Source organism: Paraburkholderia azotifigens, assembly GCF_007995085.1.
In the GTDB taxonomy this organism is placed as follows: domain Bacteria; phylum Pseudomonadota; class Gammaproteobacteria; order Burkholderiales; family Burkholderiaceae; genus Paraburkholderia; species Paraburkholderia azotifigens.
Map to the genome: position 1 here is coordinate 2,049,631 of NZ_VOQS01000001.1, position 15,104 is coordinate 2,064,734.

At 62.6% G+C, this 15,104-nt stretch carries 11 protein-coding genes; 4 read left to right on the plus strand and 7 right to left on the minus strand.

Annotated elements, in window-relative coordinates; genetic code table 11:
- Nucleotides 1-8: 8 nt before the first annotated feature.
- The 7 genes from ubiB to FRZ40_RS09135 all read right to left on the minus strand — a co-directional run bounded on the left by ubiB (nt 9) and on the right by FRZ40_RS09135 (nt 9,192).
- Entirely contained in the window at nt 9-1,592 is a 1,584-nt protein-coding gene (ubiB, locus tag FRZ40_RS09105; RefSeq protein ID WP_028364964.1) for a ubiquinone biosynthesis regulatory protein kinase UbiB, read from the minus strand.
- 15 nt (nt 1,593-1,607) lie between these two features.
- Nucleotides 1,608-2,252, minus strand: a complete 645-nt coding sequence (locus tag FRZ40_RS09110; RefSeq protein WP_028364965.1) for a ubiquinone biosynthesis accessory factor UbiJ — start codon at nt 2,250-2,252, stop codon at nt 1,608-1,610.
- Nucleotides 2,253-2,359: 107 nt separating this feature from the next.
- The gene (locus tag FRZ40_RS09115) at nt 2,360-3,355 is read right to left on the minus strand and encodes a Tim44 domain-containing protein (RefSeq protein WP_147233925.1); all 996 of its coding nucleotides are present in this window, start codon (nt 3,353-3,355) and stop codon (nt 2,360-2,362) included.
- Nucleotides 3,356-3,392: 37 nt separating this feature from the next.
- Nucleotides 3,393-4,124, minus strand: coding sequence for a bifunctional demethylmenaquinone methyltransferase/2-methoxy-6-polyprenyl-1,4-benzoquinol methylase UbiE (gene ubiE / locus FRZ40_RS09120; protein WP_147233926.1), 732 nt, complete (start codon nt 4,122-4,124; stop codon nt 3,393-3,395).
- 70 nt (nt 4,125-4,194) lie between these two features.
- Entirely contained in the window at nt 4,195-4,608 is a 414-nt protein-coding gene (locus tag FRZ40_RS09125) for a gamma-butyrobetaine hydroxylase family protein (RefSeq protein ID WP_028364968.1), read from the minus strand.
- Between the two features lie 7 nt (nt 4,609-4,615).
- On the minus strand, nt 4,616-5,044 hold the full coding sequence (locus FRZ40_RS09130; RefSeq protein ID WP_028364969.1) for an HIT family protein: 429 nt from the start codon (nt 5,042-5,044) through the stop codon (nt 4,616-4,618).
- A 32-nt stretch (nt 5,045-5,076) separates the two neighbouring features.
- Entirely contained in the window at nt 5,077-9,192 is a 4,116-nt protein-coding gene (locus tag FRZ40_RS09135; RefSeq protein WP_147233927.1) for a DUF3683 domain-containing protein, read from the minus strand.
- Between the two features lie 929 nt (nt 9,193-10,121).
- On the opposite strand from FRZ40_RS09135, the gene ilvA reads away from it, so the two are divergent.
- From ilvA to FRZ40_RS09155, 4 genes are all read left to right on the plus strand, one after another.
- On the plus strand, nt 10,122-11,645 hold the full coding sequence (ilvA, locus tag FRZ40_RS09140) for a threonine ammonia-lyase, biosynthetic (RefSeq protein ID WP_028364971.1): 1,524 nt from the start codon (nt 10,122-10,124) through the stop codon (nt 11,643-11,645).
- A gap of 9 nt (nt 11,646-11,654) precedes the next feature.
- Nucleotides 11,655-12,557, plus strand: coding sequence for a 5'-nucleotidase (locus FRZ40_RS09145; protein WP_028364972.1), 903 nt, complete (start codon nt 11,655-11,657; stop codon nt 12,555-12,557).
- Entirely contained in the window at nt 12,554-13,378 is an 825-nt protein-coding gene (gene queF, locus FRZ40_RS09150; RefSeq protein WP_028364973.1) for an NADPH-dependent 7-cyano-7-deazaguanine reductase QueF, read from the plus strand. The genes FRZ40_RS09145 and queF overlap by 4 nt, the downstream gene beginning before the upstream one ends.
- 244 nt (nt 13,379-13,622) lie before the next feature.
- A complete protein-coding gene (locus FRZ40_RS09155; protein WP_147233928.1) occupies nt 13,623-14,576 on the plus strand; it encodes an IS5 family transposase in 954 nt (317 codons plus the stop codon).
- Nucleotides 14,577-15,104: the final 528 nt, after the last annotated feature.

Here is a 15,104-nt window from a genome sequence, read left to right on the forward strand (position 1 = left end):
TCACGCGCTCAATAGCCACCGTACGCGATGGCAAGCCACGCGCGAGCCAGCACCGCGCCGATGCCCACCGCCACGCCGAACATCAGCAGCCCTTGCAACAGGCGGTTCGTGCGCTTTTGCTCGAGCAGGATCTGGCGGATGGTTTCGTCGTTGATGCCGCGCTGCTGCGCGTCGTGGCGCTGCGCCAGCGCGTGATGAATCAGCCGTGGCAGTTGCGGCAGCGTCTTGCTCCACTGCGGCGCCTCGATCTTGAGCCGCTCATACCAGCCTTTCGCGCCGATCTGCTCGTTCATCCACCGCTCGAGGTACGGCTTCGCGGTCTTCCACAGGTCGAGTTCCGGATCGAGCGAACGGCCAAGACCTTCGACGTTCAGCATCGTCTTCTGCAGCAGCACGAGCTGCGGCTGGATTTCGACGTTGAAGCGGCGCGACGTCGAGAAGAGCCGCATCAGCACCTGACCCAGCGAAATGTCTTTCAACGCGCGGTCGAAATACGGCTCGCACACCGCGCGGATCGCGCTTTCGAGTTCTTCGACGCGCGTGGTGGCCGGCACCCAGCCCGACTCCAGGTGAAGCGTGGCGACGCGGTGATAGTCGCGCTTGAAGAACGCGAGAAAGTTTTGCGCGAGATAGTTCTTATCGAAGTCCGATAACGCGCCGATGATGCCGAAATCCAGTGCGATATAACGCCCGAAATGCACCGGATCGAGACTCACCTGAATGTTGCCGGGGTGCATGTCGGCATGGAAAAAGCCGTCGCGGAACACCTGCGTGAAGAAAATCTCGACGCCCTCGCGCGCGAGCTTCGGAATATCGACGCCCGCAGCACGCAATGTGTCGACCTGGCTGATCGGAACGCCCACCATCCGCTCCATGACCAGCACGTTCGCCGTGCAGTACTCCCAATACATCTCGGGCACGAGCAGCAGATCCAGGCCCGCGAAGTTGCGCCGCAACTGGCTGCCGTTCGCGGCCTCGCGCATCAGATCGAGTTCGTCGTGCAGGTACTTGTCGAATTCCGCGACCACTTCGCGCGGCTTCAGCCGCTTGCCGTCCGCCCACAGGCGCTCGGCCCACACGGCGATGTCGCGCAGCAAGGCCAGATCCGAGTCGATCACGGGCAGCATGTTCGGCCGCAGCACCTTTACGGCGACCGGCTTGCCCGCGTGCTGCCCCGTCTTCAACGTCGCGAAATGGACCTGCGCGATCGACGCGCTCGCGACAGGCACGCGCTCGAAGTCGTCGAAAATCGCGTCGACAGGCGCACCCAGCGACTTTTCGATAATGGCGATCGCCACTGCTGAATCGAACGGCGGCACCTGGTCTTGCAGTTTGGCGAGTTCGCTGGCGATGTCGGGCCGCAGCAGGTCGCGGCGCGTGGACAGCACCTGGCCGAATTTCACGAAAATCGGCCCGAGGCTTTCGAGCGCGAGGCGCAGCCGCACGCCCGGCGGCTGATCGAACTTCCGGCCGATCGTGGTGATGCGCAGCAGCAGCCGCACGCGGCGGTCGTTGACGCGGCTCAGCATCATCTCGTCCAGGCCGAACCGGATGACGGTAAAGAATATCTTGAGAAAACGCAGGAAACGCATGGTTGAGCCCGATGACTAGCGCGTGCCGCGCGACGTGGCGGCGCCGCCCGGCGCGCCTGCGCCACGGGCTTCGACCTTCTGTTCAAGACGCTCGATGCGCTTTTCGACGCGTGCCAGCGCATCGCGGGCGCGCGCCAGTTCGGCATTGAAATCGTCGAGTGCGGCGCGCCGAACGAGTTGCGGATTTTCGTCCAGCAGATACTCGGTGACCGTTTCGAGCAGATTACGGCCCGTGCGCAGCGCGTGATCGCCGACCGTGCGCGCCACCGACGCGATGCGCCATGCCGGCCCGTCGCCGACGAGCTTCGCCAGATCTTCCTCGGGCTCCCAGCGCAGATGCTCGGCGAGCTTCGCGATCACGGTAGCGAACTCGGCGTCGCCCTCGATCTTTACATGCTTCATCACGGCTGCCTGACCGCCTTGCACGAACGCGGGAACAGCGTCCGAAGGCACGGCGACCGTGACGTCGAACGCCTGCGCTTCGCTTTCGTCGACGGCGCTCAGATAACCGTCCGGCTGGACCAGCAGGATCAGTGTGATGGGAGGACACGACAGCCGTGCAGTCTTGCCGGCATACGGGGTGAGACGTTCGCGCGCCCACGATTCGCGAGCGAGCAAATGGTTGACGGCAGCAGCGAAGGGCTTGGCGGCAAGGGTCATCGGCAGTGGAAAGAGAAAACCCGCGCCGGCGACTGCCGACGCGGGTTCCTATTGTAACGTCCGTTCGCTGCGAGCCTGACTCAGCCGAACGGCTAATCCTTTACGGATTAGTGAAGATTCACTTGCTGGATGCCCGCGAGCAGCCAGCCTTCGCCAGTGCGCTTCGAGAGGTTCCAGATTTCTTCGAACGGTTCCGCCGAGCCGCCCGACGTTTCGCGGATCAGACCATGGAAGCGCACGCTCGCCAGGTATTCGCTGCCGCGGTCCTCGACGCCCAGCAGATCGGCGTCCAGCTTCACGACGTCGGTCTGGTTCTTGTCGGCGCCACGCGAACTCAGGTCGACCCGCACTTCGGCGAACATTTCGGGCGTCGTGAATTCGCGGATGTCGTCCATGTTGCCCGCGTCCCACGCGGCCTGAAGGCGCACGAAGTAAACCTTCGCGTTGCGCAGGAAGGCTTCCGAATCGAAACCCGCCGGCACGGCCGGTGTGGCGGCGACATCGGGCGTAGTCAGCGGATTGACTTGCGGCCCGAGGTACGAACCCGTGGGAGGCGCCGTATAGCGCGGCTCCTGCGAGTAGCCGGTGCCGCCCGCGTTCAGGGTCGGCGAGCCGCCTGCATAGGCGGGCGACTGCGCGTCGCGCTTGCGGCCGACGAACTTGCGGATCAGCCAGATGGCGACGAACGCGATCAGCGCGATCACGATCAGGTTCGACATCATGCCGGCGAAGGCTTCACCCAGGCCGAAGTGCGACAGCAATGCGGCGATACCGAGACCGGCCGCGAGACCCGCGATCGGCCCGAGCCAACGCGAACGATTGGGCTGCGCGGCGGGAGTGGGCGGCGGCGTGGCGGGACGCTGCTGCTGCATGGCCTGCGACGGCGCGCCCGGCGACGGCGAAGGCGACGGCGCCGCCTGCTGAGACGGCTGGGTGACGTTCGACTGACGCCCGATACTGCGGCCGCCGCCCATGCGTTTCGCTTCGGCGTCGAGCGAGGCCAGCGTGCCGACAGAGATCAGGCCGACCATCGCGATCAGTCCGATTCTCCTCGCCCAAGACCTCTTAACCTTACAACGAGATGACGGATTCGAATCAGACATTTTCTCAATTTCCTTTAAAAACGAGAGGTTAGGGACATTAGTATTTCGTCCCCACATGCAAGGCTACCACGCCAGCTGACAAATTGTAATATTTGACGGCATCGAGGCCAGCTTGTTCCATCATCGTTTTTAAAGTTTCCTGGTCCGGATGCATCCGGATCGATTCCGCGAGGTAGCGATAGCTGTCGGCGTCCCTGGCGAAGCGATCGCCCAGCCACGGGAGCACCTTGAAAGAATAGACGTCGTAGGCCTTTTTAAGCGGATCCCAGACCTTCGAAAATTCCAGCACCAGAAGGCGCCCGGCCGGTTTCAGCACACGGCACATTTCCGCAAGCGCGGCATCCTTGTGCGTCATGTTGCGCAAGCCGAATGCCACCGTGACCACGTCGAAGTAGTTGTCCGGGAACGGTATCTTCTCGGCGTCGCACAGCAGCGTCGGCGTAATGACGCCTTTGTCGATGAGGCGGTCGCGGCCCACGCGCAGCATCGATTCGTTGATGTCCGTGTGCCACACTTCGCCCGTCTCGCCCGCGCGTTTCGCGAATGCCTTCGACAGATCGCCCGTGCCGCCCGCGATGTCGAGCACCTTGTAGCCCGGCCGCACGTTGGCCTGCGCGATCGTGAACGCCTTCCACGCGCGGTGCAGCCCGCCCGACATCAGATCGTTCATCAGGTCATAGTTGGAGGCGACCGAGTGGAACACGCCGGCCACTTTCTTCGCTTTTTCCTGTTCGTCGACTGTCTGATAGCCGAAGTGGGTTTTGGTCATCGCGCTTCGTCCTTTCGCGTATTCTGAAAATTGTTGCGCCGCACCCAGGCGGCGTGCCGGCCGAATCGTATCAGTGTCTGTGGCCGTGCGCTGGACTGGATACGGGCATCGGCGCGTCGCGCTCGACGCCCGCTGCCTGAAGTTTGTCGAAATACTCGGCCCAGAGTTCGTCCTGCCGGGTCGCGAGATCCCATAGCAGATCCCACGAATAGATGCCCGTGTTGTGGCCGTCGGAAAAAGTGGGCTGCAGCGCATAGTTGCCGACGCCTTCGAGCGCCGTGATCGTCACTTCGCGCTTGCCCGTCTGCAGCGTTTCCTGGCCGGGGCCGTGGCCGCGCACTTCGGCGGAGGGAGAATAGACGCGCATCAGTTCGAACGGCACGCGGTAACTGTTGCCGTTCGCGTACTGCAGTTCGAGTACGCGTGACACGGCATGAACGACGACGCCGGTGGGGACCGGCGTGTCGGGTTTCAATCCACTCATGATGACCTCAGGCGAGAGCGTGTTCGATTTCGCCGCGCACCGCTTCGCGCAGCAGCGTCGCCTGCGCGCGCCGCTGCGACAGCATCACCTCGGAGACCGTACGCTGGCGCGGCGCCCAGATGGGCAGCGGGAAATGCGCGTCGTTGGAAAAACGCGGGATCACGTGCCAATGCACGTGCGGCACCTGGTTGCCGAGGCTCGCCAGGTTCACCTTGACGGGCTGCAGGATGCGCCGGATCGCGCGCTCGACCGCGTACACCACGCGCATCACGCGATCGCGCTCGCCGTCGCCCAGATCGGAGAACTCGGCGACATGCCTGTTCCAGATCACACGGCAAAAGCCGGGATAGTCGTGTTCGTCGGCGAGGACGACACGCAGCGTGTCGTCCTGCCACAGCACATCGCCGCCGTCCTCACGGCAGAAGATACAGTCCATCGTCGTCCTCGAGCGGAACCTTTATCGTGCCATTAGACCAGCACGCGCTCGATTCCGCCATTGTTCGCACGCTGGACATAATCCGCCATCCAGTTTTCGCCGAGCACGTGACGCGCGATTTCGACCACGATGTAGTCCGCTTCGACATTCGCGTCTTCGTTGTAGCGCGACAGGCCTTGCAGGCACGACGGGCAGCTGGTCAGTATCTTGACGTCGGTTGCACCGTTGGCGCCATTCGCGCCGTTCGGCTGCGGACCGTCGCCCGCCTTGAGCACCGAACCCGCGGGCGCACCGGCTGCACCTGCCGCCGCGTTCGCCATGTTGATCGCATTCGCGCCCGCGTCGGCGACGACGGGGATGTTGCGCAACTTCGCCGCACCCTTGCGGATTTCCTCTTCCTTGCGGAAGCGCACCTGGGTCGATATATCCGGACGCGTGACCGCGAGCGTGCCCGACTCGCCGCAGCAGCGGTCGTTCTTCTCGATCTTGTAGCCGTCGTTCTTCTCGGTGCCCATCAGTTCGTTGACGAGTTTGACGGGGTCCATCGTCTTGATCGGCGTGTGGCACGGGTCGTGATACATGTAGCGCGTGCCCGTCACGCCGTCGAGCTTGATGCCTTTCTCCAGCAGGAATTCGTGGATATCGATGATCCGGCAGCCCGGGAAGATCTTCTCGAATTCGTAGCCCGCCAGTTGGTCGTAACACGTGCCGCACGACACCACCACCGTCTTGATGTCGAGATAGTTCAGCGTATTCGCGACGCGATGGAACAACACGCGGTTATCGGTGACGATCTGTTCGGCCTTGTCGAACTGGCCCGAGCCGCGCTGCGGATAACCGCAGCACAGATAGCCCGGCGGCAGCACCGTCTGCACGCCCGCTTCCCACAGCATCGCCTGCGTCGCGAGACCGACCTGCGAGAACAGGCGCTCGGAACCGCAGCCGGGGAAGTAGAACACCGCTTCCGAATCGACGGTCGTCGTTTTCGGGTTGCGGATGATCGGGACGATCTTGTTGTCCTCGATGTCGAGCAGCGCGCGCGCCGTTTTCTTCGGCAGATTGCCCGGCATCTTCTTGTTGACGAAGTGGATCACCTGCTCCATCACGGGCGGCTTGCCCGTGGTCGCGGGCGGATGCGCCGTCTGCTTCTTGACGATCTTCTTCAGCACCTCATTGCCGAGGCGCTGCGCCTTGTAGCCGACGCCCATCATCGCGGTGCGCGCGAGGTTGATGGTCTGCGGATTCGTCGCGTTGAGGAAGAACATGCCCGCCGCGTTGCCCGCGTTGAACTTCTTCTTGCCCATCTTGCGCAGCAGGTTGCGCATGTTCATCGTGACGTCGCCGAAGTCGATCTTCACCGGGCACGGCGTCACGCACTTGTGGCAGACAGTGCAGTGATCGGCGACGTCGTTGAACTCGTCCCAATGCTTGATCGACACGCCGCGGCGCGTCTGCTCTTCGTACAGGAACGCCTCGACCAGCAGCGACGTGGCGAGAATCTTGTTGCGCGGGCTGTACAGCAGGTTCGCGCGCGGCACGTGCGTCGCGCAGACGGGCTTGCACTTGCCGCAGCGCAGGCAGTCCTTCACCGAATCGGCGATCGCGCCGATATCGGACTGCTGCATGATCAGCGATTCGTAGCCCATCAGCCCGAACGACGGCGTGTACGCGTTGCGCAGGTCCGCGCCTTCGAGCAGCTTGCCCTTGTTGAAACGGCCATGCGGATCGACGCGCTGCTTGTACGCGCGGAATTCGCCGATTTCGTCTTCCGTCAGGAACTCGAGCTTCGTGATGCCGATGCCATGCTCGCCGGAAATCACGCCATCCAGCGAACGCGCGAGCTTCATGATGCGCGCCACTGCGATATGCGCGTCTTGCAGCATCTCGTAGTTGTCGGAGTTGACGGGGATGTTCGTGTGAACGTTGCCGTCGCCCGCGTGCATGTGAAGCGCGACGAATACGCGGCCGCGCAGCACCTGCTTATGGATGGCCTGCGCTTCGTCGAGAATCGGCTTGAACTCGCCGCCGTTGAAAATCTGGCGCAGTTCCGCGCGGATTTCCTGCTTCCACGACACGCGCACCGTGCGATCCTGCACGATATGGAAGACGTTCGCATCCGGCTGGTCGTCGACGCGATCCGCGAATTTCTCCGCGAGGCCCGGATAGCCGAGCTGCACCAGATAGTGCTGCGCTTCGCGCAACGACAGGTCGAGCTTGTCGCGCAGGAATTCCCAACGCTTCTTCACATGGCCGAGTAGTTCGAGCGCCTGCTGCACGCGGTCTTCGAGCAGTTCCGCGCTCGGAATTTCGTTCGCGTCGTCGCTCTTGCCGAGCGGCAGCTTGCCGCTCCTGAAGAACGCTTCGAGCGCGTCGACCAGCTGCAGCTTGTTCTTGATCGACAGCTCGATGTTGATGCGCTCGATGCCGTCCGTGTATTCGCCCATGCGGTTGAGGGGAATCACGACGTCTTCGTTGATCTTGAACGCGTTGGTGTGCTTCGCGATCGCGGCCGTACGGCTGCGGTCGAGCCAGAAGCGCTTGCGGGCCTCGGCGCTCACTGCGACGAAACCTTCGCCGCTCTTGCCGTTGGCCATGCGGATCACTTCGGAAGTCGCGGTGGCGACCGCGTCCGCGTCGTTACCGACGATATCGCCGATCAGCACCATCTTCGGAAACGCGTTGCGCTTGCTCTTCGTCGCGTAGCCGACGGCGCGCAGATAACGTTCGTCCAGGTGTTCGAGGCCGGCGAGAATCGCGCCGCCCTGCTTCGACGTTTCGAACAGATAGTCCTTGATTTCGACGATGCTCGGAATCGCCTCGCGCGCCTGGCCGAAGAATTCGAGGCACACCGTGCGCGTATGCGCGGGCATCTTGTGCAGCACCCAGCGCGCCGACGTAATCAGACCGTCGCAGCCTTCCTTCTGGATGCCCGGCAGGCCCGCGAGGAATTTATCCGTCACGTCCTTGCCGAGACCTTCCTTGCGGAAGCGCCGCCCTTCGATGTCGAGCAGCTCCGTGCGCAGCAGCTTCTCGCCCGGCGCGTACTCGCCGTCGAACCATTTCAGCTCGAAACGCGCGACGGGGATGTCGTGAATCTTGCCGAGGTTGTGATCGAGACGCGTGACTTCGAGCCAGTTCCCTTCCGGGTCGACCATGCGCCACCAGGCGAGGTTATCGAGCGCCGTGCCCCACAGCACGGCCTTCTTGCCGCCCGCGTTCATCGCGACATTGCCGCCGATGCAGGATGCGTCGAGCGAAGTCGGATCGACGGCGAACACATAGCCCGCCTGCTCGGCCGCTTCCGTCACGCGGCGCGTGACGACGCCCGCGCCGGAGAAAATGGTCGGCACCTTGTGCGCGACGCCGGGCAGTTCCGTCAGTTCGACGGCGCCGAGCTGTTCGAGCTTTTCCGTGTTGATGACGGCCGAGAACGGCGTGAGCGGAACCGCACCGCCCGTGTAGCCCGTGCCGCCGCCGCGCGGGATCACGGTCAGGCCGAGTTCGAAACACGCCTTGATGAGACCGGCGATTTCGGCTTCCGTGTCCGGCGTCAGCACGACGAACGGGTATTCGACACGCCAGTCGGTCGCGTCCGTCACATGCGAGACGCGTGCGATGCCGTCGAAGCGGATGTTGTCCTTCTGCGTCTGGCGGCCCAGCACTTTGGTCGCGCGGCGGCGCAGGTCGGCCATCTTGTCGAACTCGCTGGCGAACGCATCGACAGCGCGGCGCGCGGCGGCAACCAGCGTTTCGACGCGCGCCGCGCGGCCCACGCCCGCTTCGTCGGTATGTTCGACGAGGTCGGCGCGGCGGCGCTTTTCGATTTCCGTGAGACGGTGATTCAACGCTTCGATCAGCAGCGCGCGGCGCTTCGGATTATCGAGCAGATCGTCCTGCAGGTAAGGATTGCGGCGCACGACCCAGATATCGCCGAGCACTTCGTACAACATGCGCGCCGAGCGGCCGGTGCGGCGCTCGTTGCGCAGTTCGTCGAGCGCGGCCCAGGCTTCGTCGCCGAGCAGACGGATGACAATTTCGCGGTCGGAGAACGACGTGTAGTTGTAGGGGATTTCGCGCAGACGCGGTTCGGTATCGGTGGCGACGGTAGCGGCGGCGCCGTGCGGATCGAAAACTTGAGGTGCGTTCATGTTTGGACGGCTCGGGTAGGTCAGCGGCGCGCGCTCATCGCTGAGGCCCGCTGACAGTGCGCGTGGGGCGCAATGCTGGAAATCTTGTCTAGTGTGCGAAGCCGCAACCGGCAGGCCAGCGCCCGGGATCGCCGGGGATATGGCTGGAACGTGGGTGGCCGGTCGCCTCGCGGCGCTCAGATATAGCTACGCGATCGTGCGTGCCGCACGTGCCGCTGCGCCGCGGGGCGAGCCTCACGCGGGACGGGCATCAAATGGGCGATCCGAGGCTGCCAGTGCATCTTCCGATCCTTGTTCCAAAACAGGATTCTACCGCAGGATGTGGGCGCGCGTTCGCGCGTGGATGTCCGTGTGGTAAGCCTTTGCGAGTTGGCTTTTCTTAAATCGTCATTCTGATGTCTTGCGGCGACGCCGTTTTTTGCTGTATTCGCTCGCATCCGCGGTTTGTTTTCGATTTGCTTGCGCTGCCCCTGTGCGGGGCGGCACCTGCTTTTCTTTGCAGCGGCGAAGAAAAGCAGGCAAAAGAAAGCCACTCAGACCGAGCCGCGCGACGATTTCTCCCTGTCTTCACGGGCCATATGAGAATCAAACGGCGTACCGGTTTTTGCGCCATGCGCACCTGACTGCGGTCTTGGTCCGAAGTGCTCAAGTGGGTGGCGCGACGGCTCAACGACGGTGTGCCGCAGCGCCAACCGGGCCGGCACCGGAGGTTTGAAGCCGCTTTCTTTGGTTACTTTCTTTGCGGCGGCAAAGAAAGTAACTGCCGCCCCGCACAGGGGCAACGCCTGAAGCACCGATACGAAACCGCGGATGCCAGCAAGACCCGAACCCCGACACCCCCGACACCATTGCCAACACCGTCCGCGAGGACACTTAGCGCTATCATTACCCCTTTCCCCCAGTAACCAGCGCCCCGGCGCGCGCCCAGAATGGCCTCCCACGACTATCTGAAGAAAATCCTCACCGCCCGCGTCTATGATGTCGCGCGTGAGACCGAACTCGAATATGCGCGGAATCTGTCCGCACGGTTGCGCAACCCGATTTACCTGAAGCGCGAAGACAATCAGCCCGTCTTCTCGTTCAAGCTGCGCGGCGCGTACAACAAGATGGCGCACATTCCCGCCGACGCGCTCGCGCGCGGCGTGATTACGGCTTCGGCGGGCAATCATGCGCAGGGCGTCGCGCTGTCGGCGGCACGCATGGGCGTGAAGGCGATCATCGTGGTTCCCGTGACGACGCCGCAGGTCAAAGTCGACGCCGTGCGCGCGCACGGCGGCCCGACCGTCGAAGTCGTGCAGGCCGGCGAGTCGTATAGCGACGCCTACGCGCACGCCGTCACGCTGCAGGAAGAGCACGGCCTGACCTTCGTGCATCCGTTCGACGACGAATACGTGATCGCCGGCCAGGGCACCGTCGCGATGGAAGTGCTGAGCCAGCATCAGGCGCCCATCCACGCGATCTTCGTGCCGATCGGCGGCGGCGGTCTCGCGGCGGGCATCGCGGCGTACGTGAAATCGGTGCGCCCGGAGATCAAGGTAATCGGCGTGCAGACGGACGACTCCTGCGCGATGGCGCAATCGCTGAAGGCCGGCAAGCGCGTGACGCTCAACGAAGTCGGCCTGTTCTCGGACGGCACGGCCGTCAAGCTCGTCGGTGAAGAGACGTTCCGGCTGTGCCAGCAATACCTCGATGAAGTGCTGACGGTGAACACCGACGCGCTGTGCGCCGCGATCAAGGACGTCTTCCAGGACACGCGCAGCGTGCTGGAGCCGGCGGGCTCGCTGGCCGTTGCGGGTGCGAAGCAGTATGCCGAGCGCGAAGGCATCGAGAATCAGACGCTGATCGCCGTCACGTCCGGCGCGAACATGAACTTCGACCGCATGCGCTTCGTCGCGGAGCGCGCGGAAGTCGGCGAAGCGCGCGAGGCCGTGTTCGCGGTGACGATTCCCGAAGAGCGCGGCAGCTTCAAACGCTTCTGCGAACTGGTCGGCACGCGCAGCGTCACCGAGTTCAACTACCGCATTGCAGATGCGAATTCCGCGCATATCTTCGTCGGCGTGCAGATCCGCAACCGCGGCGAGTCGGCGCAGATCGCGGGCACGTTCGAGGAGCACGGCTTCGCGACCGTCGATCTGACGGGCGACGAACTGTCGAAGCAGCATATCCGCTACATGGTCGGCGGCCGCTCGCCGCTCGCGCACGACGAACGCCTGTTCCGCTTCGAGTTTCCGGAGCGTCCGGGCGCGCTGATGAAATTCCTGTCGTCGATGGCGCCGAACTGGAACATCAGCCTGTTCCATTACCGGAATCAGGGCGCGGACTACAGTTCGATTCTCGTCGGCATTCAGGTGCCGTCGGCGGAAGATGCGGAGTTTGCACGCTTCCTCGCGTCGCTCGGCTATCCGTATTGGGAAGAGACGTCGAACCCGGTGTACCGCCTGTTCCTCGCCTAAGCTTCGCGCATGGCTTTTTCGCTCAACGACAAACTGGTGGTGGCGATCTCCTCGCGCGCGCTGTTCGATTTCGAGGAAGAGAACCGCGTGTACGAGGACGGCGATCTGCGTGCGTACGAAACGCTGCAGCGCGAACGGCTGAACGTGCCCGCCAAGCCCGGCGTCGCATTTCCACTGATTCGCAAGCTGCTGGCGCTGAATACGGGCGCGCATCGCGTGGAAGTGGTGATTCTGTCGCGCAGCGATCCCATTAGCGGCTTGCGCGCGTTCAGCTCTTGTCGCGAGCATGGGCTGGCCATCGAGCGCGGCGTATTCACCCGCGGCCGCGCGCCGTTTGCGTATCTGAAGCCGCTGAATGCGTCGCTGTTTCTGTCTGCGAATCAGGACGACGTGCGCGACGCGCTGGCGGCCGGCTTCCCTGCCGCACGCGTGTTGCCCGAATCGGCGAAAATGGCGGGCAAGTATCCGGACGAAATCCGCATTGCCTTCGACGGCGACGCCGTGCTGTTTTCCGATGAGGCGGAGCGCGTGTTTCAGAAGGATGGGCTGGGCGCGTTCGTCGGTCACGAGACCGACAACAAGGATCTGCCGCTCGCCGACGGACCGCTGAAGCCTTTGCTGAAGGCGCTGCATCGTTTGCAGACGCTGGCCGACGAAGCCGCGCCGATGCACATTCGCACCGCGCTGGTGACGGCGCGCTCGGCGCCCGCGCATGAGCGTGCGATCCGCACATTGATGGCCTGGGACATCGAAATCGACGAAGCGATGTTTCTTGGCGGGCTCGACAAGGGCGCGTTTCTGCGCGAGTTCGAGCCGGATTTTTTCTTCGACGACCAAATTCGCCACTGCGAGTCGGCCCGTGACGTGACAGCGATCGGGCATGTCGTGAGTGGCATCGTGAACGCATCATGACACCCGAACAATCTCCGCTGGGCAAGCCGTCCAGCTACACCGAACAGTACGACGCGTCGCTCCTTTTCCCGATCGCACGCAAGAATGCGCGCGACCAGATCGGCATTGGCGCGACGCTGCCGTTCTTCGGCACCGACATCTGGAACGCGTATGAGCTGTCGTGGCTCAATGCGCGCGGCAAGCCGCAGATCGCCATTGCGACGTTTTATGTTCCGGCGGACTCGCCGAATATTGTCGAGTCGAAGTCGTTCAAGCTTTATCTCGGTTCATTTGCGCACACGTCGTTTGATTCCATTGAAGTCGTACGCGATACCATCAAGCGGGATGTTTCCGCTGCTTGCGGGTCGTCTGTGTCGTTGCATCTGTATCCGCCGGCGGAGTTTTCCAAGCTAGGGCTTGATGAATTCGAAGGGACATCTCTCGATCGGCTCGATCTCGATACCGAGATGTATCTGCCGGATGCTTCGTTGTTGTCGGCGGCGCTCGATGAAGCGCCTGTCGAAGAGACTGTGTTCTCCAATCTCCTGAAGTCGAATTGTCCTGTGACGGGGCAGCCCGATTGGGGTTCAGTGCAGATTCACTATGTCGGGCCGCAGATCGATCATGCCGGGCTGCTTCGGTACATCATTTCGTATCGGAACCATACCGGGTTCCATGAGCAGTGTGTCGAGAAGATCTTTCTCGATGTGCTCAAGGTTTGTCAGCCTGTGAAACTGGCTGTTTATGCGCGGTATACGCGGCGCGGTGGGCTCGATATTAATCCGTTCCGGACGAACTTTAATCTGCCTATGCCGGATAATTTGCGCACTGCGCGGCAATAGGTTTTTGTTGTCTGCGACGCAGTCGCTGTTCTGGGTTTTTTGTTTTTTTGTTTTTTGTTTTCTGTTTTTTGCTTTTTGCGCTGGCATCCGCGATTTCGTATCTGTACTTCAGGCGTTGCCCCTGTGCGGGGCGGCACTTACTTTCTTTGCCGCCGCAAAGAAAGTAAGGGAATCTCTGCAAAAGTCCTGGCATTGACGTGAGCTTGGACTATCCTGGGATCAGGAGAATTCATGGAGTGGCGTGATGACACAACTTGGTCTTGGTCTGGATCTGTCAACGAAGCGCACTCGCAAGCGCGAGTTTCTCGATGAGATGACGCGCGTGGTGCCGTGGCAGAAGCTGATTGCGCTCATCGAACCGCACTATCCGAAAGGCAAGACCGGCCGCCCACCGTTCCCAGTCGCAACGATGTTGCGCATTCACTTCATGCAGCAATGGTTCAGCCTCTCGGACCCGGCGATGGAGGAGGCGCTGCACGACATCCCGCTGTATCGGGAGTTTGCGCTGCTGGGCACGGGTATGACGCGGCTGCCTGACGAGAGCACGATCCTGCGATTCCGGCACCTGCTTGAGGCCCATGAGCTGTCGGCCAGAATGCTGGCGACGGTCAACGAGATCCTGCAGGCGAAGGGCCTGATGCTCAAGGTGGGCTCGGCGGTCGACGCAACGCTGATTTCGGCACCCAGTTCGACGAAGAAGGCTGGCACGCGAGACCCCGAGATGAGCCAGACGCAAAAGGGCGGTAGCTGGTACTTCGGTATGAAGGCGCACATCGGAGTCGATGTGGAGTCGGGGCTGGTGCATACCGTGAAGTGCACGCCGGCGAATGTTCACGACGTCACGGTGGCGCATGAACTGTTGCACGGCGACGAGCAGGTTGCGTTTGCCGATGCGGGCTACGTGGGCATCGAGAAGCGAGGCGAAACGGGGGCGGTCCAGTGGCACGTGGCGATGAGGCCGAGCAAGCGAAGAAAGCTGGACAAAAGCAAGCGGCTGGACAGAATCTACGAGAAAGTCGAGCGGCTCAAGGCGGGCGTGCGGGCGAAGGTTGAGCACCCGTTTCGGGTGCTCAAATGTCAGTTCGGCTATCTGAAGGCGCGGTATCGGGGACTGGCGAAAAACACGGCGCAGATCGAAACGCAGTTCGCGCTGATCAATCTCTGGCTGGCTCGCGGGGTGCTCGGTAAAGCGAAATGAAGGGCGAAGACGCCCCCCAAAGGCGCAGCGTCCATGCGCAAGATGCGACCGGCATCGGTTCAACACAGCGTGAATGAGGACGCGAATTCCACTGCGCGCGTGCCAGTTAAAGATCCCAGGCAGAAAACGGGTTGTTCAGACCTTCCTAAGCAAAGAAAGCGGGCTAACACCGCCAATCCTTGTGTTTGCCTGCGGGCCCCCAACGGGTCCCGCACTCCACACGGCAACGCACCGTCTCACGTGCGTTGCCAGCGTGCTAACTGCACGCCTCACCCACTTCACACTCCCACGTCACGGGTCGCGTTACCAGGCGGTCCACGGCCGCCCAGGTGGCAAACTGTGTGTAGGCCGTCGCGACGGAAGTGCACCACTCCGGACTGAAAAGCAGGATCGGTGTCGTAGGAGCGCCAACGCAACCGGCGCGACAAGCTACACACCGTTTGCCACCTGGGCGGCGCAGGCTGTTCGCTGCCGCTGGCTGCCTACGGGTGACTGGAGTGGGTGATGCGCGTGTTAAAGGCGCTGGCA